At 46.3% G+C, this 19807-nt stretch carries 20 protein-coding genes; 11 read left to right on the forward strand and 9 right to left on the reverse strand.

Annotated elements, in window-relative coordinates; translation table 11 throughout:
• Window positions 1–7 precede the first annotated feature (7 nt).
• The 4 genes from RN22_RS00595 to RN22_RS24430 are packed head-to-tail and all read left to right on the forward strand — an operon-like array spanning window position 8 to window position 4462.
• Entirely contained in the window at window positions 8–961 is a 954-nt protein-coding gene (locus tag RN22_RS00595) for an NADH:ubiquinone oxidoreductase (RefSeq protein ID WP_046302668.1), read from the forward strand.
• Window positions 961–2481, forward strand: coding sequence for a nickel-dependent hydrogenase large subunit (locus tag RN22_RS00600; RefSeq protein WP_046302669.1), 1521 nt, complete (start codon window positions 961–963; stop codon window positions 2479–2481). Before RN22_RS00595 ends, RN22_RS00600 begins: the two co-directional genes overlap by 1 nt.
• 2 nt (window positions 2482–2483) lie before the next feature.
• On the forward strand, window positions 2484–2969 hold the full coding sequence (locus RN22_RS00605; RefSeq protein WP_046302670.1) for a hydrogenase maturation protease: 486 nt from the start codon (window positions 2484–2486) through the stop codon (window positions 2967–2969).
• Window positions 2966–4462: a PAS domain-containing sensor histidine kinase gene (locus tag RN22_RS24430; RefSeq protein ID WP_052737472.1), complete on the forward strand. Its 1497-nt coding sequence runs from the start codon at window positions 2966–2968 to the stop codon at window positions 4460–4462. The genes RN22_RS00605 and RN22_RS24430 overlap by 4 nt, the downstream gene beginning before the upstream one ends.
• Here the strand turns inward: RN22_RS24430 and RN22_RS00615 are convergent.
• On the reverse strand, window positions 4404–5318 hold the full coding sequence (locus tag RN22_RS00615) for a LysR family transcriptional regulator (protein ID WP_046302671.1): 915 nt from the start codon (window positions 5316–5318) through the stop codon (window positions 4404–4406). The genes RN22_RS24430 and RN22_RS00615 overlap by 59 nt on opposite strands.
• A gap of 260 nt (window positions 5319–5578) precedes the next feature.
• On the opposite strand from RN22_RS00615, the gene RN22_RS00620 reads away from it, so the two are divergent.
• Entirely contained in the window at window positions 5579–6079 is a 501-nt protein-coding gene (locus tag RN22_RS00620; RefSeq protein ID WP_231590820.1) for an SLATT domain-containing protein, read from the forward strand.
• 482 nt (window positions 6080–6561) lie between these two features.
• Window positions 6562–6636: a hypothetical protein gene (locus RN22_RS25605; protein ID WP_369700086.1), complete on the forward strand. Its 75-nt coding sequence runs from the start codon at window positions 6562–6564 to the stop codon at window positions 6634–6636.
• A 168-nt stretch (window positions 6637–6804) separates the two neighbouring features.
• Here RN22_RS25605 and RN22_RS00625 read toward each other — a convergent pair whose 3' ends face one another.
• Window positions 6805–8283 (reverse strand): hypothetical protein, encoded by a 1479-nt coding sequence (locus RN22_RS00625; protein ID WP_046302673.1) that lies wholly within the window; start codon window positions 8281–8283, stop codon window positions 6805–6807.
• A 219-nt stretch (window positions 8284–8502) separates the two neighbouring features.
• The gene (locus RN22_RS00630; protein ID WP_046302674.1) at window positions 8503–8880 is read right to left on the reverse strand and encodes a hypothetical protein; all 378 of its coding nucleotides are present in this window, start codon (window positions 8878–8880) and stop codon (window positions 8503–8505) included.
• Between RN22_RS00630 and RN22_RS24435 the strand changes: the two genes are divergently transcribed.
• From RN22_RS24435 to RN22_RS00645, 4 genes are all read left to right on the forward strand, one after another.
• On the forward strand, window positions 8859–9212 hold the full coding sequence (locus RN22_RS24435) for a hypothetical protein (protein ID WP_156168138.1): 354 nt from the start codon (window positions 8859–8861) through the stop codon (window positions 9210–9212). The two genes, RN22_RS00630 and RN22_RS24435, sit on opposite strands and share 22 nt — an antisense overlap.
• An 8-nt stretch (window positions 9213–9220) precedes the next feature.
• On the forward strand, window positions 9221–9349 hold the full coding sequence (locus tag RN22_RS25525) for a hypothetical protein (protein ID WP_255350061.1): 129 nt from the start codon (window positions 9221–9223) through the stop codon (window positions 9347–9349).
• Between the two features lie 184 nt (window positions 9350–9533).
• Window positions 9534–11459: a hypothetical protein gene (locus tag RN22_RS00640; RefSeq protein WP_046302675.1), complete on the forward strand. Its 1926-nt coding sequence runs from the start codon at window positions 9534–9536 to the stop codon at window positions 11457–11459.
• Between the two features lie 335 nt (window positions 11460–11794).
• The gene (locus RN22_RS00645) at window positions 11795–12337 is read left to right on the forward strand and encodes a porin family protein (RefSeq protein ID WP_046302676.1); all 543 of its coding nucleotides are present in this window, start codon (window positions 11795–11797) and stop codon (window positions 12335–12337) included.
• Between the two features lie 135 nt (window positions 12338–12472).
• Here the strand turns inward: RN22_RS00645 and RN22_RS00650 are convergent, their stop codons facing one another.
• The 4 genes from RN22_RS00650 to RN22_RS00665 form a co-directional block, all read right to left on the reverse strand.
• Window positions 12473–14353 carry a methyl-accepting chemotaxis protein gene (locus RN22_RS00650; protein ID WP_002537114.1) on the reverse strand — a complete coding sequence of 627 codons (1881 nt, stop codon included), beginning with the start codon at window positions 14351–14353 and terminating at the stop codon, window positions 12473–12475.
• A gap of 215 nt (window positions 14354–14568) precedes the next feature.
• Window positions 14569–15030: a GNAT family N-acetyltransferase gene (locus tag RN22_RS00655; protein ID WP_046302677.1), complete on the reverse strand. Its 462-nt coding sequence runs from the start codon at window positions 15028–15030 to the stop codon at window positions 14569–14571.
• Window positions 15027–15284 (reverse strand): hypothetical protein, encoded by a 258-nt coding sequence (locus RN22_RS00660; RefSeq protein WP_002537110.1) that lies wholly within the window; start codon window positions 15282–15284, stop codon window positions 15027–15029. The genes RN22_RS00655 and RN22_RS00660 overlap by 4 nt, the downstream gene beginning before the upstream one ends.
• Window positions 15285–15322: 38 nt before the next feature.
• On the reverse strand, window positions 15323–15856 hold the full coding sequence (locus RN22_RS00665) for an AAA family ATPase (RefSeq protein ID WP_046302709.1): 534 nt from the start codon (window positions 15854–15856) through the stop codon (window positions 15323–15325).
• Window positions 15857–16199: 343 nt separating this feature from the next.
• Between RN22_RS00665 and RN22_RS00670 the strand changes: the two genes are divergently transcribed.
• Complete coding sequence (locus tag RN22_RS00670) at window positions 16200–16763, forward strand: DJ-1/PfpI family protein (protein ID WP_046302678.1); 564 nt, start codon at window positions 16200–16202, stop codon at window positions 16761–16763.
• A 181-nt stretch (window positions 16764–16944) separates the two neighbouring features.
• On the opposite strand, the gene RN22_RS00675 is transcribed toward RN22_RS00670, so the two are convergent.
• Together RN22_RS00675 and RN22_RS00680 are read right to left on the reverse strand one after the other, a co-directional pair.
• Window positions 16945–17607 (reverse strand): class GN sortase, encoded by a 663-nt coding sequence (locus tag RN22_RS00675; protein WP_046302679.1) that lies wholly within the window; start codon window positions 17605–17607, stop codon window positions 16945–16947.
• 13 nt (window positions 17608–17620) lie between these two features.
• Entirely contained in the window at window positions 17621–19744 is a 2124-nt protein-coding gene (locus RN22_RS00680; protein WP_046302680.1) for a marine proteobacterial sortase target protein, read from the reverse strand.
• Window positions 19745–19807 lie beyond the last annotated feature (63 nt).

Here is a 19807-nt window from a genome sequence, read left to right on the forward strand (position 1 = left end):
AGCAGTCATGGCAAAAGACAAAATGACATTGTTGTGGTTTCAAACAGGCAGTTGCGGTGGTGACACCATGGCGCTGCTAAGCGCAGATCGTCCTTCGTTTTCAGACCTCCTCAACGACTATCCCATTGAGCTACTCTGGCAACCGTCACTATCAGTTGAAAGCTCGGGCAATCTTCTCGATTTGATGAATCAAATCATCGAAGGTTCCTTGAAGCTCGACATCCTCTGTATTGAAGGCAGCATCATCACTGCACCCAATGGCACCGGCATGTTTGATGTGTTCCGTAAAACGGCCAAGAAGGATTGGGTATTAAAACTGGCGAACAAAGCGCGGTATGTGGTCGCAATGGGAACCTGTGCAGCATACGGTGGCGTTCACGCTGCGCCGCCAAACCCTTCAGATTGCCTCGGATTGCAAATGGAAAAAGACACGCCAGGAGGGTTGTTACCACAAGAATGGCGAAGCGGGGCGGGCTATCCCGTAATCAATCTTGGGGGATGTCCAGTTCACCCCAATACCATGACAAAAACGCTGGCAATGATCGCCAGTGGCTTCATTCTGCAATTAGACGAATTGAACCGCCCGAAAGAATTTTTCAGCTCGCTGGTACACCAAGGTTGTACCAGAAACGAGTACCACGAATACGATGTCGAAGAATCCGAATTCGGCACCAATGGTTGTATGTTCTTCAATCTGGGCTGCAAAGGGCCATTTACCCAAGCGACCTGTAATACGGATCTTTGGAACGGTCGAAGCAGTAAAACCCGTGTTGGTGTTCCCTGTTTTGGCTGCACGTCGCCAAGCTTTCCCGAAGATGAAAGCCTGTTCAATACTGAAAAGCTGGGGCCAATTCCATCCAAACTGCCTGTTGGCGTTGAGCGGGCTAACTACATAGCCTACAAAAACCTCGCCAAAGCGGCAGCGCCAGAGCGTGTGAAAAAGCGCAAGATGGAGCCGTGATGGTGAAGAAGACACTCAACATCGACCTGAATCGTGTCGAAGGGGATTTAGAATTCGAACTGGATGTCGAAGATGGCAAAGTGATCGATGCCCGCTGCATTGGTGTGATGTACCGTGGCTTTGAACAAATCATGATAGGGCGGACACCAAGAGATGCTGCAGTCATTACGCCACGTGTCTGCGGCATTTGCGGTACTGCCCATTTGTACGCAGCAACGCTGGCTCTTGAGCAGATCTGGAATGTTCAGGTGCCGCCAAATGCCACCTACATCCGCAACCTTTGCCTACTGACAGAAAGTATTCAAAATGACATCCGCCAGAGCTTTCTGATGTTTCTGGTCGATTTCTGTGATGATGCTTACCACACTCATCCTTTATATCAGGGCATGATGGCAGCCTTTGAACCTTTCAAAGGCAGGCACCATCTCGGCGCGCTGGAACAAAGCCGCGATGCGGTTGGCATCATCGCGCTTTTTGGTGGCCAGTGGCCACATTCCTCTTACATGCTACCTGGCGGAGTGGTGGGTAAACCCAGCATCCGGAAAGTCATCGAATCCCGCGATATTATTAATAAGCTCATACGCTGGTACGAAAATGCTGTCATTGGTGATTCGCTGGAAAATTGGATGGCAGAAAGCGCTGCCGACAGATTTCTCGAATCTCTGGATAGCAATCAGAGCAGAGCTCAAAGTGCGCTGGGCCTTTTCACCCGATTTTCGCGATCCATTGGTTTGCAAAATACTGGCTTTGGCACCGGAAATATGCTGAGTTTCGGCGCGGTCAGTGACCCACTCAATCCCGGCAATCACGCGATGAGATCAGGCGTTTTTGATGCAGAAAGCGGTGCAATTCAACCTCTCGACCAAACGCTGATTGAAGAACACGTCCGCTATTCCTGGTTCCGCCAATATCATGGAGGAAAACACCCGCACAAAGGCGAAACCATACCGGATTATCAAAGCGAATCTGACCGTTACACCTGGGCGAAAGCCCCAAGGTATAACGGTAATGTCATGCAAACCGGCCCGATGGCAGAGCTGATAATTGGCGGCGATCCTTTGGTGTCAGACTTTCACCAGCAAGAGGGCGCTTCTACCTGGCTTCGACAATTTTCAAGGCTTCGTCGAATGGGGTACAGCCTGATTCAGATGAAACAAATCGTCGAGGCACTTAGCCTGGACATCAATGGGGATTTCTTCCTTCCGCCTAATTCCGAAGATGAAATCGACGGAAAAGGTTTTGGCATGATTCAGGCCGCAAGAGGTGGGCTGGGGCATTGGGTCAGCATTAAAGATGGCGTAATAGACAGATACCAGATCATCACCCCGACCGCATGGAATGCCTCTCCACGTGATTCCTATGGTCAACACGGTCATTGGGAGCAAAGCGTGATTGGTTTACCTGTCGAAGATGTGGAGAACCCTCTTACGGTAGGACACGTCATCCGTTCTCATGACCCCTGTCTAGTCTGCACCGTCCATATGCTGCCCACAGGGAAAAGAAAACGTTTTGGAGTTTAGCCATGCAAGTACTCAGAATCCTCTGTTTCGGTAACACTTTGCACTGTGATGATGGTATCGGCTCCGCGATCGCCTCAAGGTTAAAAGCCTCGGAACTTCCTGAATGCGTCGAAGTGTTTGATGCTGGTATTGCGGGGTTGAACGCCATGCCGTTGTTCGAAAACTGCTCGAAAGTACTGGTCGTAGATGCCGCAGACTTAGCGTTGTCACCAGGCAGTTTTCGGTTTGTTAAGCGTAGTGAGATCTACGCACCTGAACATGATGATCACATGGGCGGTGTTGGATACCTGCTCCAAGCCGTAGAGGCAGTTTCTCATCTCAAGCCAAAGATTGATATCTTGGCTATACAACCAGAGAGAATTCAACGCTTCGAACCCCAGCTTTCTCTCGCGCTCCTTGATGCCTTAGAAACGGTGGTCGACACATTGGTTGAATATGCAGTTCTCCATGCGCGGGTAAGCCAGAATAAGCAGGAACTGTCACCATGACGACGCCTTCCCGAAATCTGAATTCCAGAAAAGAAAGGCAAAACTCTCTTTCTACCAACGCAGAAAATGAACAGCTTCGCAAAGAAATCGATGCGCTGCATGCTGCCGCAGAGGCAAGAGAGCAGCAGCTTTTAGCTGCAACACACGCCATGGATGACATCCTTCTTGAAGTCGAGTCCCAACGCAATACGCTCAAGAAAAAAAACAAACAACTGCTCGAACTGAACGCCTACATTCGAAGCATCAACGATGCGATGAACAGCGTTTTGATTGTAGTGAGTATTGACGGGCAGGTGACACAGGCAAACCGCGTTTTTACGGAAGCTCTTCATTGGACGGAAGAAGAACTTCCCCAGATTCATGTGGATACGCTATTCCCCAAAGAAGTGCTTTCTACAATTAAAAGCGCTGTTAGCCAACATACAGGTTCACTTGTCGTTTCTCATATTACCCAATTCAGCCGCCTAGAGATTGAAACCGAGCTGTATAAAAGTAATGGCACACCCACTTCAACGGTATATTTGGTAAAGGGAGAACGGTTCTACAGCCATCAGGGCAAACTGCAAGGGATCTTGCTGACAGCGACCGATATTTCTGAACTCCGTGAGCGAGAAAATGCCTTGCAGCAGAGTCAACAAACACTTGAGAGTCGAAACAAAGAACTGGCAGAAACATTGGATCAGCTCAGAACCTCACAACAGCAATTAGTTCAGGCTGAAAAGCTGGCATCTCTTGGCCAATTAGTGGCAGGGGTTGCTCATGAAATCAATAATCCCATCAGTTTTATCATCGGTAATGCCCATGTGTTGAAGCGGAATGCTGAGCGTCTTGAGTCCTATCTGGAAGCCGTTCACGCCAATAATGAACAGGACCTTTCAGACCTAAGAGAATCTTTGCGGATTGATTCGGTAACCAAAGATCTAAAACCTACCGTCGAAGATGTTTTGGAAGCAGCTGGCCGGGTAGGAGGGATTGTCGAAGCGCTTAGAGATTCTTCAGCCGAACAAGCCAAAAAAACCTCAGTGGACTTAAAAGATATTGTCGCCCTCGCGGTGAAATGGGTATCTACAAACCACGATGTCAGGCAGACAATTCAAATACACTTGACTGACAGCGTGATGGTTTGGGGTCATAAGGGTCAGTTGGTGCAGGTTGTCGTTAATCTGCTCAACAATGCACTTCATGCCTGCAGAAAGGCTGACAAGCCAAATGTGCGCATCGAAATTGGTCAAAACAACAGCCAAGGTTGGCTCTGTGTTTCAGACAATGGTACTGGCTTGGAGGAGTCGACAATCAGCAAGATCTTCGATCCTTTCTTCACCACTAAAGAAGTCGGCGAGGGCAGTGGGCTTGGGCTCGCTATCAGCTACCGGTTAATCACAGATCATGATGGCGAGCTAAACGTGATAAATCAGACTGAAGGTGGTGCGAAATTTACGGTTTTGCTCCCTCTGTCGACTGCTCAGCGGTCTGCTCAAATAGAAAATCCCTGAATGACTGGGCAATCGGCGTCAGCTTTTTATCTTTACGATGAACAAGGTACCAACTGCGCGAAATTGGCATTCTCCTCACATCCAGCTCTATCAATCTACCTGTTTCCAACTCTTGTTCTATTGAATGACGTGAAACAATACCAAGGTATAGCCCTGCGGATACGGCTTGTTTAATGGCCTCTGTCGCACTCATTTCTGCACCCACGTTCAGGGCGAGCTTGTTTAAGTGAAAGAAACGTTCAATCGCGAATCGTGTACCAGAACCCAATTCCCTTATCACCATCGATTCTTCGGCGATACGCTCCAAAGGAATTCTTCTTTCCTGGCCTAGAGGATGATCCGGCGGAGCGATAACCACTAAAGGGTTATCCTTAAAAGGTTTAGCCCGGACATCAATATCTGTTGGTGGTTTCCCCATAATCAGTAAATCACAGTCGTTACTCTTTAAATCTTTCAGCAATTGTTCGCGGTTAGTCACGTTAAGGGAAACATGCACATTCGGATTTTGCTTTAAGAAAGCCGCCACCAGATTGGCTGAAAAATAGTTCGCCGTGCTGGCTACCGATAGCCGTAACTTCCCTGATTTCAGGGTTTTAAGATTTTCAATAGCCTGTTTAGCATCGCTGAAGTTCTGAAGGATTCGATTGCAATGGAACAACATTTCATCGCCGGCAGATGTCAGATACAAAGATTTTCCCATCATTTCAAACAGTGGAAGGCCAACGTTTTCTTCCAGTTGGCGAACCTGCATGGAGACAGCGGGCTGAGTCAGAAACAATTGTTCAGCCGCCTTAGTAAAACTGAGGTGCGTCGCGACACACTGAAAGATATGAAGTTGGCGTAATGTAATGTGCATGGGTATCCCTTAATTACAGCAAAGGTTATGGATACGCTGCACAGATCCTGCCAAATCCGATAACTAATTATTTTTAAATGATATTTTCTCTTCCTTTAGAGGTTTGGTAGGAATAAAAGCGAATTGAATCGGAAAGAAAGATTCCAGTTTGGAAGCTGACTTTGCGACAAGGATTCCCACAATATAGTCATTGAAAGCCAGAGAGGCGAACTAAGCTTTTCTTATCTATATTGTTGATAGATAAGGGTGTTATCGTGGAAATGGAAACCCTAAATGAAATGTTTGAAAAAGCAGTCTTAGAGGCTGAAAAAGAAGCCAGATACTATGCAATCTACCAGACTGTATTCAGGGTAACGTCATTCATAATTCGAGCGGCTGTTGTCTTTGCGCTTTATAAGGGCGCTATGTTGGCACTCGGAGATGCCGCCATGAAGGCAGACAGTCTGACATGGATTGCGGCAGCAGGTGTTCTAGCTGCAACCGATAAGCTATTTGTGGTCACTAAGAATTGGAGAAGATTCACCAAAGCTAGGCTAGAAATTTTGTTGCTCATTGCCTTGGCCAAAATCGATTGGGATGAGTTTGAAAGTAAATGGAGCAACGCCGAACCCGCAGCGGAAGATGTCGCGAAGGCTGTCAAAATTTGTAGAGACTTGGTCCAAGAAGCCAAAGAGGTTTCGATAAGAGAGACAATGAGTTGGGATGGTGACTTAGAAGCGGCAATGAAAGAAATGATCAAAATGACCAAAAGCAAATCCTAGCCATCAGTCCTGATGGCTTTCGATAATTCACCAAAGCTAGAAGAACTCTGTTGGAACAGAATGATCCAATATGAGCGTCTTAGAGAATTGGTAATTATCTATTTTATGGTAAATAGATAATTACGTTTAATAGACTGAAATCTTTGAAGAAAGTGGGTAATGACAGACGTAGGAGAGTCAGATTTGGCGTAGCCGCACATCATATTTAACATAATATACATAAAGCGCACTTATGGATTGAAATTTAACAGCTCAATAGAGCCCTAGATTTGGCTTCAATTTGCTTATATCGAATCACGGCTGACAGCTTTCTATGTCACTCCTGGCTGGCGTTATTCAGACAAAATAGATTCTGAGTTTCCTCAAATGTCTTTCTGCTTTATCCCATGACCGAAAAGCCCCTTCTTATCAAAGCGCGCAGCTATCTACCGAACGACCTCAATTAGCAAGGCTTCAAAATTGATGAAGACCGCGCCATTCTTATCACTCCGTCAGGCGCGGTTTTCCATCCCAGAGAGCTTGAGGCCTTTCCTATATGGCGTAACGAGTACTTTTAGCTGGTTCGCCGTCATGGACACGTCCCGGACGCACCGCAACACCCACCTAAGCCACCGATAACGGAATATCGAGGCGGTCGACGGCAACAAGCAGCTCCTTGGATTCCTTCTAGAGATAAATGACGATAATAAAGCCCGCTTCTGCGGGCTTTTTCCAGACAGTAACATCTAGTTATAGTTTTTTGCTTTAGCAGCTAGACTTGCTATCAATAACCCTATGGAGACTAAGCCGAAAAACGACAATACGGAGCTAGCGAGATTAATTACGAGGTTATCTTGGGTGATATCAACGATTTCAATATTGGTAAATGACTGTATAGAGAATATTATTGAGTGGTAAAATTCGAGATGGGTACTCGAATTATCGGAGAGAAATAAAAACATAGCGAAAAGAAAAATAATTACAGCCACCGACTTAATGATGTTAAGTGGCTTCTCTCCATATCCCCAATACAACTCTTGAAGTAGCATTCCTGACGACTTGAAAAAAGAAGAAAAAATCTCAACCAATCCTTTGTTTTTAACAGTTCCGTTGAATATAGTCCATAAGTTCTGTCTTTTAGATTTTTCTTCCATAAAATAGTGCTCTCCAGCCAAATCTGGATAACCCAATCTAGAATAGAGTAGTTTTGCGTTTCTATGGAATATCCTACTACGCTCTGGCTTAGGTTCATTAACCAGCTCATCATAGGCAAGTTTTGTATCGATGATATCAGCTTTATCTAGATCTATGGATAGTGAACTAGACTTTATTTTGCTCTTGGATAGATTTCCATCACAAATACTCAAGCTAACTTTTCCATATTCAAAATTACATTCAGCAATACTCCCCTCTCTAATATCAATACCCACTACAGACTGATAAAATGAAGCCATGTGTAGGTTTGATTTAATGAGATTGAAGTTTGTCATCTTACAGTAATAAAAACTTTGCAAACTTGGTATCATGACATCATTTAATTTAAGATTACTAAGATCAGAAAACTCTAGATTTTTCTCACCAAACGAACCGCCGTCTATTTCTCCTGAAAACCCACCTAACTTAAGTAATTCTAACTTTGGCGGGTGCTTGTGTGTTTCATGATTAAAACGATTTTCTTTGTAGTATTGAACTGATCTTCCGATCATATGTAATGGAATGTTAAACTGGATATTTGAATAGCTAGTCTCTCCAGTTTTATCATAAGCTACGGAACCATTAGGTATTAATGTTTCTAAAACGCACTTATAATCAATTATTTTATTTTTAATTGCCCAATCTGTGTAACTAATAAAGCTGGAGCTCCTAATGCATTTTCTATATTCATACCCTTCCAGTTCATGGCGTGATAAAAATGAGGTATGAATAATTGGATCATTAGGAACATCTCCAAACGGGTTATATCGAACGTCAATCTGCACTAGGCTTACATCAAACCCATAGCGCTTTATGAATCTAGCTGGACCAAACTCAATTAGGTCTGCGTGTTTAATATTCACCTGCTCCGTTAACCAATCATTGAAAAATGGCAAGGAGTCGCTCAAAAATTCAACAACTCTTGGGAAGTCATTTACACTTCGCCATCTGTTAAATTTTTCATCTTGCCAGCACAGCCACTCTTGAGGGGAGAGTTCTATTTTTTCTTGGTAATTTGGAATCTGGGACAACTCAATATACTCACAAGTCTATTTTTTCATATGATTTTATCACCATATATCGGGAGTAAACAGACGTCCTACTTTTTTTCTAAGGAGCGTATTCTACTTTCTTGGTCTTCTTGAACGCTTTTAATCCATCGTACGTCTGTCTTCAACGCCGCTATCGTCGCAAGGCTTGAAGCAAACCCAGTTCCAATCGAAATAGCCAGTGTTTCTAGTATACCCACCCTACTTTCCTTTAAATTTAAATGAGAAGAATTCCAGCAGATAACGCACCATTGAGCGAAATCCAAACGTATCAATGACCACCGCTGCGACCACATACCAGTAATATTCAGGGACAGCTTTCAATGCGGTAAAACCTGCCTCCACATACGGCGCATAATCCGGCAGAAAAGACAGCATTAACGGCACAAAGACCACCAGTAAAATGAATTCGTCTTTCATGCCGCGCTCTTTGATGCTGACCATATCCAAATCTGCGGCCTTTTCATCACCAGAGCGTAAACGTTTCACTTTGGCATCATGCTGCGCCTGTGCAATTTCGTCTTTGCGCTTTATGCGGCTTCTCGATTGGGATGTGGATGAGCCTGATTGTGTTGCCAAGCGTGGTTAAGCGCATTGCCAATAACGACATCACCATGTTTGCGATTGTGGCCGGGATTTTCTATTTACTTCATCAAGGTGCGGCTGTGCAGCAAGCGATGATCATCTATCTGCTGTTCGCGGTGCTGGTCTTGTTTGGTGCGAACCAGGTAGAACGTCGCTCGCTGTTTCTGGCGGTGTTTGATAACCGTGCGACGCGCTTTCTGGGTGACATTTCGTATTCGGTTTACCTTTGCACGCCGTCGTCCTGTTGGTGGGCGTTGACGCTATCCATTACATCAATCCATACATTACCGACTGGTGGTACGCGCAAACCTCTACAAGTGCATTGATAGGCGCAATGGTCGGCTTTGCAGTAGTGATGATCGCCCTTTCTTCATTGACCTATTACGGCTTGGAAAAGCCGGTGCTGAAATGGCTTCGCCAATTTTCCAAAAAGCCAAGTCAGCTTGATCCGGTAAAAGCTTAAATGCGAAGAGGCCCTGATAATCAGGGCCTTTTTGACTAAATTGTAAAATTTACAAACGCTCCTGTGCTGATAATGAATCACTTGAATTAAATTGATTGCATATTCTCGTTTTGCTCAAAAAACAGACTCCATACTTTCGGTGCCTAATTGCGTTTACCGAACGAAACACCATAAGGAGTTTTTAATGAAGAATTGGAACACCTTCAGATGGCGTATCACTTACCCGCTTGTAGCGGCCTTTATGCTGCTGGGTTGTGATGGAAGCTCTGGCACAACACTTCAAAGTACCAGTGCAAATAAAGATACACCTCAAACCGATACACTCGAACCAACAACGCCAGATAGCCAAGAAGGCATTAAAGGCTTTCAGTTTCTGGGAGCACAAGCCGCAGATAGTGACGAAGATAAAGATACCAATAAAACCGTCAACCTCTCAGGCTCCTCAGGAAATGTCCCAAGCTCCTCCACACCAACAAACTCTGGCGTGAGCAGCCCATCAAATACAACATCCTCATCCTCAACGGAACCTTCCTCGTCTCCCTCCAATGTATCACCAACACAAACCGCCAATACCAACACAGATAACACCGCCAGTGAGACCGCTAACTCTGCAAGTGTTGAATCAGCGTCGGTTACCGCTGGATCGCCGGACAGTAAACAAACAACGACTTCTGCAGAATCAACAGGCAACGAGAATCAAACACAATCAGTAGCAAGCTCACAGGCGTCAGAGGCCTCTTTGACAACAGAAATCCCCGGCACCTCAGAACAACAATCAGCATCGACGGAGGTTTCTAAAGAAACATCAGAAAGCGTGGACGGGAGCAGCGATACAGCCCTCTCAGCAGGTAGTGATAAGTCAGATCAGCTTGAAACCACGACGGAAGGAACTAGTTCAGAGTCAGCAACGTTCACTGCGTCACTAACAGAAAGCGCTGCTGATAGTGATAAGAATGCCTCAGAATCATCAACTATAGATACGAATGCAACCACAGAGACAAAAGCCGTTGCTGAAAGCACAACAACGACAAACACGGAAAGTGAATCTGGTTTAGCGTCTGCCGAAAACACTGATGTAGGAAGTGATACATCGACAAGTCACGCGTCGGCTGAAGTGACAGACCAATCAACGGAAAACGTTGAAGAAAGCGAGGCGCTAGTAGAAGAAGAAACTACGCTGACAGCATCAATGACAACTGAAAGCGCCTCTGGCAACTCAGATAGTTCTGAAACCTCATCAAGTATTGAAGTCCTTCCGGATGTCACAACAGAATCAGAAGCTTTTTTGGCTGCATTGGTTGAAGCAATCGAGGGCGCCAACACCGACACAGAAAACGTTGAAGCTGCACCAACGAAACGCCTGACAAAAATTGAACTGGCGCCCTACTCATCCGTTGTGTTTTCCGGCACTGTTCAATTCACGGCGACGGGAACTTACGACGACGGCACAACAGAAGAAATTACTCAGCAAGTATTTTGGTATTCATCCAATAGCCACATTGGCGATCTAGACCATAATGGATTGGCAACGCTCTACAATGAAGGCTCTATTAATGTCTCTGCCAAGCTGGACGGCATATCCAGCAACGAAGCATTTTTAACGGGCAAAGAATTAGTTTGCGGCCATAAATTCAACCAGCCTTTCCAGTACGCTGCGAACGATAGAGATAGCGCCAATGCGGCAGGCGGCTGCGTTAAAATTGCCGAAACCGCGCAAGGTACCTGGTTTACGTCAGCGCCTAGTGCTCAAGCTGTCATCGATTTCGAATTCCCTGTCTCAGGCACTACCTATTGGGAAATGGGTCATCGGGGCCCTAAGGGGAACTTCATATCTCTGAATTACCAAGAATCCAATGCTTGGTGTAGCTGGCTGAATCGTCTGGAATTTGCTGGTCGCCAAAACTGGAAAATGCCTAACAACAGTCAATTGAAAGATCTTCACTCTCAGCTCGGTGATATGCACATAAACTATGGCTGGCCGGGTCTCTGGCACTATTATTCCACGGATCGAGGTTGGCTGGGGTATTGGACCCGTTCCCTGAAAAACAGTTTTAGCTGGGACGTGTTCGCTAATGACAGGCATAACACCTCATGCATGTCTGTGGGATAGCGCTGAATTGACACTTCTAATGTAACAATGAGCTATTCAATCAAGCGGGCTCTGATGTCTATACCCAAACAACCTGAAGTTCGTTGGGTATAGACGCTGCGCGGGTTTGAATGATTGCAGAAACCAATCCTTCCTTTACGGTCTATTAGCTTCCTCCATCATTACACACATTGTTACAGCTCTAAGGAATACATGAATGGAAACGTTAATCGAACACCGTATTATTGTAGCCGAATGTTTACATTCGCTTGGAGCAGTCTGGCTATCGGCCATGGATTAAAACAGGGACCGTTTTGCAAGGAAGTCTTTATAAACAGCAATAAAAAGGCTTTACGATGAAGAAAATGACTATCGCATTGGTTGTCGCGTTATCCGCACCCACTTTTGCGTCTGATACGTCAGACGATACTTATCTTTTCGGCGGATACAAAGGCGGTGATCGTAGCGGTTTTGCTCTGGGGGCTGGCTATCAGTTCAGTGAAAGCTTAGGCTTCGAAGCCTCTTACGCCTATGGCGGTGATGAGAGTTTCTATGAGTTCGAAGGAAACAGGGTTACCTATCGAAACAAGGTTAATGTCACTTATCATTCCACACACTTTGATGCGGTATGGAGCAAGAAAATGTCGCCCTACTTCATCCCGTTTGCTAAAACGGGGATCGCTTACAACGTTGGAAAATCGGACATGACAAGCACCTTCAGTCCTGGACAAATGTCATCCCGTGACAGTGAGTTCAGACCTCATTTGGGCTTAGGTGTTGAGATGCGTTTGCTTTCTGAAAGTAACGTATTTGCCAGGATGGAATACAACACCTATCTCATGTCCAGCCCAGCCAGTGACAGTTGGTGGGGATTAAATTTGGGTTACCGGTTTAGCTAATAACTACCGCTATAAGCTTTATCATTAAAGGGGCTGAATCTGGGGCTCTTTAGGTTGGCTTACTTTGCATTTCTACTGGTAACTTCAAAAAATAAAGCCCTCTTTCGAGGGCATTTTCTTACGAGTTGTGTCTACTCAAACTTTGAATTTGTTTAACTCACTTTCCTGCTGGCCAGCTAAATCCGATATCGCGACACAAAGCGACTCCTGCTCTTTGGCTTGCTGAGAAAGAGTTTCACTGATGTCACGGATGTTGTCTGTATTCTGTTGGATATCAGCGGCAGTATCACGCTGTCTGAACGAGGAGTTAGAGATCTCAGTGATCAGTTCGTTAATACGGTAAATGTGGCTGTGGATGTGGGTCAATGCTTCATTCGCGCCCAGTACTTCTTCCTGTGTACTTGATGCCGTATTACGGCTTTGAATAATGACACTTTCCGCTTCGCCAACACCAGCTTGAAGCTGGGCAATCATGTTTTTGATTTCTTCAGTTGAAGTTTGGGTGCGTGAAGCCAGTGCACGAACTTCATCGGCAACAACAGCGAACCCTCGACCCATTTCGCCAGCACGAGCAGCTTCGATCGCGGCATTTAATGCCAGTAAGTTGGTTTGCTCAGCAATGTCGGTGATCACGGTGAGGATGGATTCGATGTTCGCGCTGTAGTTAGCCAGTTCGTTGACTTTGGATACTGCGGTTTCCATTTCGCCCATCAACACTTCTATAGACGCTTTGGTTTGCTCAACAGAACGCCCACCTTTGTTAGTGGCCTCACTACTTTCCGCTACCGCTTCGGCGGCGTGGCGCGCACGCTCAGCTACGTCATTGGAGATCTCTGTCATTTCATGAATGGCGTTGGACACCAGATTGATCTCATTGAGCTGGTGATCAGCGCCCTGCGCTGCATTTTTGGCAGTGGATACTGTCAGGCTGACATTGTTGGAGACTTCGCCAGAGGTGGTTTTGATATTGGTGACCAGCGCTTGAAGGTACTTGATAAAGCCGTTGAACTCGTTAGAAACGCCACCGAATTCGTCATTACTTTTAATGGTAAGACGCTTAGTGAGGTCGCCGTCACCGCTGTTAATTTCTTCCAGACTTTCACGGAGGTTTTCCAGTGGTTTAAGTTGACGGGAAATCAGCAAGCTAAGCAAAATCCCGATAAGAATGGCGCAACCGGCCGTGGTCGCTGCTGCGGTGAATCCAAAATTGTCGCTGTGCGCCATAACAATGGATTTATCAAGCACAACACCTATCAACCAGTTACTGCCTCTCAGACCATCAAGCGGCTGAAATGCAGTGAAAGCAGCTCCGGCATCGACCTCAACTTCCTGAAATGTATCATCCAGCACGGGTAATGTGCCTTTGAAGAGCTCGCTGAGTTTGAGTCCATTTAGCTCGCCATTTGGGTGGCTGATGATGGTGCCGTCTGCACTCAACAAAAAGGCGTAACCGGCATTGTTGAAATTGAGGGTGTTGAGCGCTTCTGACACAGTTTTTAAGCTGAGATCCCCACCAAAGGCTCCTTTGGATTTGCCGTTATCATAAAGATTGGCAACAACGGAGATGAGAATTTCTTTGGTCGCGGCGTCCGGATATGGGTCGGTCAGCATCGCAGAATCGTTTTTCTTAGCAAAGGGATACCAAGGACGTTTCCGAGCATCCCAACCTTCTGGATTCCAAGTTGGATCATTGGTGATGCGTTTCCCATCGGTGTCGAGCCCTCCAAATATCAGGATAAACTCGTCTTTAAGCATCGGAAGATCGAAGGTGCTTTGAATGGTTTCTGCACTGAAGTCGGCATTGATGTTCCCGGCCATCATATCGATGAGGGCGAGTTTACCGTTCAGCCAGTTGGTTATTTGCTCTCCCATGGCAGCAGTGGTTTCAAGGGTGTTTTGTTGTGAGCTGATCAGCTCTTCCTGTTTGACGCTCTGGTATTGAAACCAAGAAAGCGCCGAGAGTACTCCGATAACAACTGTTGTAGAAAGTAGAGCAACACGATAAGAGACTTTCATTTGCGATACCCGTCATTGATTAGGTGGATCAATTTTTCTTATATGTATCGCTTAATGAAGCAGACCCTTTAGTCTCAAGCTAGGACTTGTTAATGATTATTGTGTTATTTGTAAATATAATGAGCTGTATGTGTCGGATATTTTTACACTCGGCGTTTTTTACTCGATCTTTCAGTGTATTGAACTTGAAGCATGACAAAGTGAATCGCCTGTTTTTATAGACTTTTCACCCTGACTGAGACCTTTACTCCGCGGTACTCTACTTGCTCTATTTCCTCAAACCCAATGCGGCCGTATAAACCTCCGTCTAGCTGTTCGGTTTGGAGGTGAAGTTTTTCTATACCCAAGTCTCTCGCCAAGCGCTCTAACTCACCAACCATCTGAGATGCGACCTTCTTGCCTCGATGCGCTTTTTCTACATAGACGCCACCGACCCAATGTTCCTTGTCGGTGTAGATGCTCATTTCGTGATAACAGAGGTAGGAACAACCGAGGATCTCATCACCTTCAACGGCATAGATCATCAGTGGCAGTGTATCTCGGTTCAGGTACTCACTGAGTTTGGTTTGATTGCGCTCTAGCGTCGCTTCCGGATTCAGGTGGCCCCATTCATTGAGAAACCACTGAGCAACGGTAGGAAGTGTTTCTGGCTTATCTGCAAGGAAGATGAATTTCATGATTTGGCCTTTTCCAGAAGGTTCTTGGTTTTTAACCAAGAATACAGACCATAGAAAATACCGCCTAATGGAAATGCCCAAAGCGAGAAAGAGAGCGCTTCTATGAAGCCTTTTCCGGTAAAAAGTGGCGTGATAGCGGCATAAAAAATCGCGGTAGGAATTCCCCACAACAACACACCGTAAACCAGTATGTGTTTGGGCATCCCCATCGCGATCTTTTGTTCTAGTTTCTTGAGGTCTTCTGGATTCGTCACTGTCGGCTCGTATGCATGATAGTTAAGTCATGCGTTGTTTATGCCTTGGTGACTTGCTCCTGCAAAGTTGCCGCAATGATTGTTGCGAGTTCAGTCGCAGGCGTTTTGGTGCTGTCGAGTTTGAGATCATATTTCAGATGATGTGGTGATGTGTAGAAGCCATGCCTCACTTCATCTAACGTTCTATCTCCTCGGTCAAATGTGCGTCTCTCTAACTCTTGAAGTTCGCAGACAAGACCAACATATAAACGCTCATGGCGCTCGAAAGCCAGATCCATTTTCAGTGCTCGCTGTGGCGTTGAAATCACAGCATCAAAAATCACTTTGTTGCCTGCTTCAAGCAATGCATTCACACAAGAGAATGCCCCGTTCATCAGGGTATTTGGGTCCAGTGAACGCCAGTCATTTTCCTGATTACAGCGCTGAAGCACTGACGGTGGAAGTGAATAGACTAATGTGTCGATAGAAAAATACAGCCAGTTTTCTGGAAGAAACTGCTCCTGGAGAGCTTTTGCCAGCGTGGTTTTACCCGCTCCAGAGGCGCCATCGAGAACGATTAAATTTGGGCTCATAAAGAAAATTGCCTCTTTGTTGTTTTTGTTGGCGACATCATTCTTGTTATGTGAATCTGAGGAAAGTTTTTCCGGTTTATGTGGAAGAAAAATGCGATCCATACGCACTCTGTTTCAATGATGAGCCACACATTTTTTAGGTAATTTCACTGCAATATCGAAGGTGTTTGTAACTGACCGATGTACCGATTGCACTCAGAATAGACCAATCTCGAATACCTGATTACTCGCCTTGTAGCCCGCCACTGCTGTACTAATGTTCTGAAAAACACAGATAAATATGAGCCTAACCCATTGGGCCGTAACAACAATAACGTCAGTAACTACATCAGGGGAAATAACGTTGGCTAGAGTTCTTATCATCGCTGGTGACTTCGTTGAAGACTATGAGATCATGGTGCCCTTTCAAGCGCTTCAGGTTTTAGGGCACGCGGTTTCTGTGGTTTGTCCGGGGAAATCAAATGGCGAAACCATCAAAACAGCTATCCATGACTTCGAAGGCGACCAAACCTACACCGAAAAACCAGGCCACAATTTCACGTTGAATGCGGATTTCGATGCGGTATCCGAAGCCTCGTTTGACGGTTTACTTTTACCTGGCGGACGCGCACCAGAATACCTGCGTTTGAACGAAGATGTGCTCAACTTGATCACTGCGTTCAACAACAAAAACAAACCGATTGCTGCCATTTGCCACGGCGCCCAGTTACTCACGGCATCATATGTGGTTTCAAACCGCGCGATTTCCGCGTACCCCGCTTGTGCTCCGGAAGTCAGACTGGCTGGCGGTGAATTCACAGACATTGCAATGGACGAAGCCATTACCGACGGTAACCTCGTCACGGCACCAGCATGGCCAGCTCATCCTGCCTGGCTCACCCAGTTCCACACACTGCTTACTCAATAACTATAACGATCCATCACTAAGCCTCCCATTTGGGCGCGATTCGCGCCCTTTTTTTATTAGGCTCACTTTCAGTTTAAACCTCATATTTTCAGTTAGATAAGCAAGTAGAACATGTGCAGTGACTGGATTTGCTTTATAGGCATGCCAATAAGTTATAGTGCATTAAAGATATGTCTATGCTCTAAAGCCACTGTTCGGTTTCAGTCTTTGCGGAATAGAAAACATCAGGTGCGAAATCTCGGAGTGAGTCTGGCGTGAGTTGAGGCTTCGCTACGACAACGTAGCGTAATGGCCCGTTAAATGTCATCGCATCGAATGGATAACAGGTCACCAGAGTGACGCGATCATCGTCGGTTTGCTCTATCCACTGAGTGTCGGATTCATGAGCGATGCTGATTTCTTCCACGCTGTAATACACCTGAGTGCCGGCGCGGGTCTCAATGCTCATTGAATCACCCGGCTTTATCTCTGCTAATCCTGCGAAATGGGTGTCGTTATGACCGTAGATGACGACGTTTCCCCTCCTTCCCGGCAAAGCAGTTTGCATCTGCAATGTGGGACCAAACGCCAGGTTTCGCATGTTGGCGCCAGACAACACCCACTGCGGCTTGTTGTTCTTCAATGCAATCTTGGCGATGGGATAAGTATCAGCCCACGGCCAAGGGGCTTGGTTCTCGCCCGTTTGTTTCTGCTTCTCCCAAGCATGGGCAATCATGAATTGGGCGAGTTGCGCCTTGGCTTTGATGTATAGGCCATTTGCCATGATGACACCTCCACACAGGAAGCTAGCGATAAAAACGAGTTGCCAGGGCTTCTGTTGAAAATAACGACGGATGACTTCCATGTATACTGACCTTCTATTGAAAAACGTCACGCGATGCTCGACTGAAGCGAATCCCTACCGCACTGACAGCCAGCATTAATCCACCCAGTAACATCATGAAGGTGCTTCCTAAACCACTTTGCAGCATGGCGACGTTGTTTTTGGGCGCATGAGGATTGATTTGATGTGGCTTTGCTTTCTCATCCAACGGTCGGCTTGGGTTGTTATCAACGGCGACCAGCGATGTATGCTTGGTGACAATGTGATGGTTTAAACCTAGCTCTGTGATTCGGTTTTCTTTCTCACCTGCACTCAAGCTTTGATAGAGGGTGATACTTTCTATTTGTTTGCGAGCCCAAAGTACGTCGATACCTGTCGCAGCACCCGCCTGAATCGCTTCAAGGTCAATATCGAGTTGCCATGGTGCGTCACTTTGAATGCCTGTTAGCTGTAATGTACTCGCGTTTTCAGGGATGGTAAACGCCAAATCCAAAGGCTGGGTTTTGTAAAGATCCGGTACTGGGTTTGGCCACGCATCAACAGGCTCGCCGTTATCCCACTTCACGGTAATATCCTTCATCACAGGACTGGAAAGCTTTTCAAACAGCGGCTTTAGGGATGTAGAAACTTCGTTGAGGTTACTGATATGGGTGAAGCTTCCTTTACCTGATACGGCGGCGCGCTGCATAAAGGCACTGTTTGGCGCAGAGCCGATCCCTACAGTAAACAGTCTTCGGTCCTTCAATCCTTTGCTGATTAAGCCGTACAGTTCGTCTTCATTGCCAATGGCACCGTCTGTCATAAAGACAATTTGGTTGAGGTAACCAGTCATTGGCTCTGAGGCATATGCCAACTCCAATGCTGTCGCCATTTCGGTACCGCCGTCTGCTTCAATCCCACGAACAATGCTGCTGACTAAACCGATATTTTTGAGGGTTGCTTGCACAGGCACTGACGAATAGCGACGCGCTTCGTGGTTAAAGATAATCAGGTTGAAGTAATCGTCGGCTTCAAGGCTGTGCAGCGCGTAGATGACAGCCTCTTTGGCTTGCTCGATGGACTCACCATACATGGACCCGGAGATGTCCAACACCAAAGTGATGTTTTGCGGGATGCTATTGGTCTGCTTAGATTGCGGCGGCATCGCCATCAAAAGGCCGTATTTCTCGCCTTCCTTTTCCTGCACAAACAAGGCGGCAACCGGCATGCTGGCTGCCGCTGGTCGCCACTTGAGTACAAAATCCTGATTGGCGATTTCCATTTCGCTCAGTGTGACGGAATAGCGGCTATCAGTGACTTTCTGGACATTAATGGAAGCCGTAGTGCTTTCGATAAAATCAATGGGCAAACCCATGTTGATGTCGGCTTCCAACGTAAAAGCGATTTCATCTTCCAGCAATGGATCACGATACTCCGGCGTGATTTCATTGGCATCCGGCACCTGACGCGTTGCCACCGCCCATCCGTTTTGCATTTCCTGTAACGGCGTTACCACTTCTTCAACGCGTTGGTCGCCTTCTTCTAAGACTTGGGCTTCTGTATCGCCTCTTGCCTGCAGTGCCGTCGAATCTGGCAAACCCGGAATGTAGCGATGCGTGAAGGTGGTTGGGAAACGAAGGCTGAACTCGCCATCTTCATAGTGAACCGTCTCCTGATATTGGATATTCACCACAATGGTTTCACCAGGCGCGACATTGGCAATCTGCGAAGAGAACAAGTTCGCGCGGTGCTGTTCCACCAACGAGGCTTTTTTACCCTGCTCAGCGGCACGGTTGAAGGTTTCCCTCGCTTGCTGTTTCTTTTGGATTTCACCTTCAATGATGCGCTCACCGATTTGAATCGTCAGATGATCGACCGCTGCATTCTGAGGTAGCGGAAACAGATAACGGGCGTTAATCCAATCGTCTGTTGGATTGGTAAAACGCTGTTCGACCTTCACACGATTTACCAGACCGTTTATCACCATATCTGCGCTGGTGGAAAGCTGAGGTGCAGCCGTCCAGAGCTTGTCTTCGCTGTTTTGCGTTTGTATATACAAGCCGCCTTCTTCCTCATTGGCAAAGGCAATAGCAGGGAGGAACATGATGAAAAGCGCTGTCAGCAGCCAATCTGCCAATGGCGCTTTGAATGAGATTTTGGAGATTTTCAGGGAGTACATCGCCACTTCCTTGACCTGTTGTTATTGACTGGCATTACACCAAATCAATCTGTCGGTTCTGGG

The organism is Grimontia sp. AD028 (assembly GCF_000973155.1).
GTDB classification, from domain to species: Bacteria; Pseudomonadota; Gammaproteobacteria; order Enterobacterales; family Vibrionaceae; genus Enterovibrio; species Enterovibrio indicus.

Bases quoted from the DNA above. Each gene is read 5' to 3' on its own strand.
- RN22_RS00680 (WP_046302680.1), bottom strand. From the start codon at position 19,744: ATGTACTCCCTGAAAATCTCCAAAATCTCATTCAAAGCGCCATTGGCA.
- RN22_RS00600 (WP_046302669.1), top strand. From the start codon at position 961: ATGGTGAAGAAGACACTCAACATCGACCTGAATCGTGTCGAAGGGGAT.
- RN22_RS00595 (WP_046302668.1), top strand. From the start codon at position 8: ATGGCAAAAGACAAAATGACATTGTTGTGGTTTCAAACAGGCAGTTGC.
- RN22_RS00645 (WP_046302676.1), top strand. From the start codon at position 11,795: ATGAAGAAAATGACTATCGCATTGGTTGTCGCGTTATCCGCACCCACT.
- RN22_RS00620 (WP_231590820.1), top strand. From the start codon at position 5,579: ATGGAAACCCTAAATGAAATGTTTGAAAAAGCAGTCTTAGAGGCTGAA.
- RN22_RS00655 (WP_046302677.1), bottom strand. From the start codon at position 15,030: ATGAAATTCATCTTCCTTGCAGATAAGCCAGAAACACTTCCTACCGTT.
- RN22_RS00650 (WP_002537114.1), bottom strand. From the start codon at position 14,353: ATGAAAGTCTCTTATCGTGTTGCTCTACTTTCTACAACAGTTGTTATC.
- RN22_RS00675 (WP_046302679.1), bottom strand. From the start codon at position 17,607: ATGGAAGTCATCCGTCGTTATTTTCAACAGAAGCCCTGGCAACTCGTT.
- RN22_RS00665 (WP_046302709.1), bottom strand. From the start codon at position 15,856: ATGAGCCCAAATTTAATCGTTCTCGATGGCGCCTCTGGAGCGGGTAAA.
- RN22_RS24435 (WP_156168138.1), top strand. From the start codon at position 8,859: ATGAGCCTGATTGTGTTGCCAAGCGTGGTTAAGCGCATTGCCAATAAC.
- RN22_RS00615 (WP_046302671.1), bottom strand. From the start codon at position 5,318: ATGCACATTACATTACGCCAACTTCATATCTTTCAGTGTGTCGCGACG.
- RN22_RS25525 (WP_255350061.1), top strand. From the start codon at position 9,221: ATGGTCGGCTTTGCAGTAGTGATGATCGCCCTTTCTTCATTGACCTAT.
- RN22_RS00640 (WP_046302675.1), top strand. From the start codon at position 9,534: ATGAAGAATTGGAACACCTTCAGATGGCGTATCACTTACCCGCTTGTA.
- RN22_RS24430 (WP_052737472.1), top strand. From the start codon at position 2,966: ATGACGACGCCTTCCCGAAATCTGAATTCCAGAAAAGAAAGGCAAAAC.
- RN22_RS00605 (WP_046302670.1), top strand. From the start codon at position 2,484: ATGCAAGTACTCAGAATCCTCTGTTTCGGTAACACTTTGCACTGTGAT.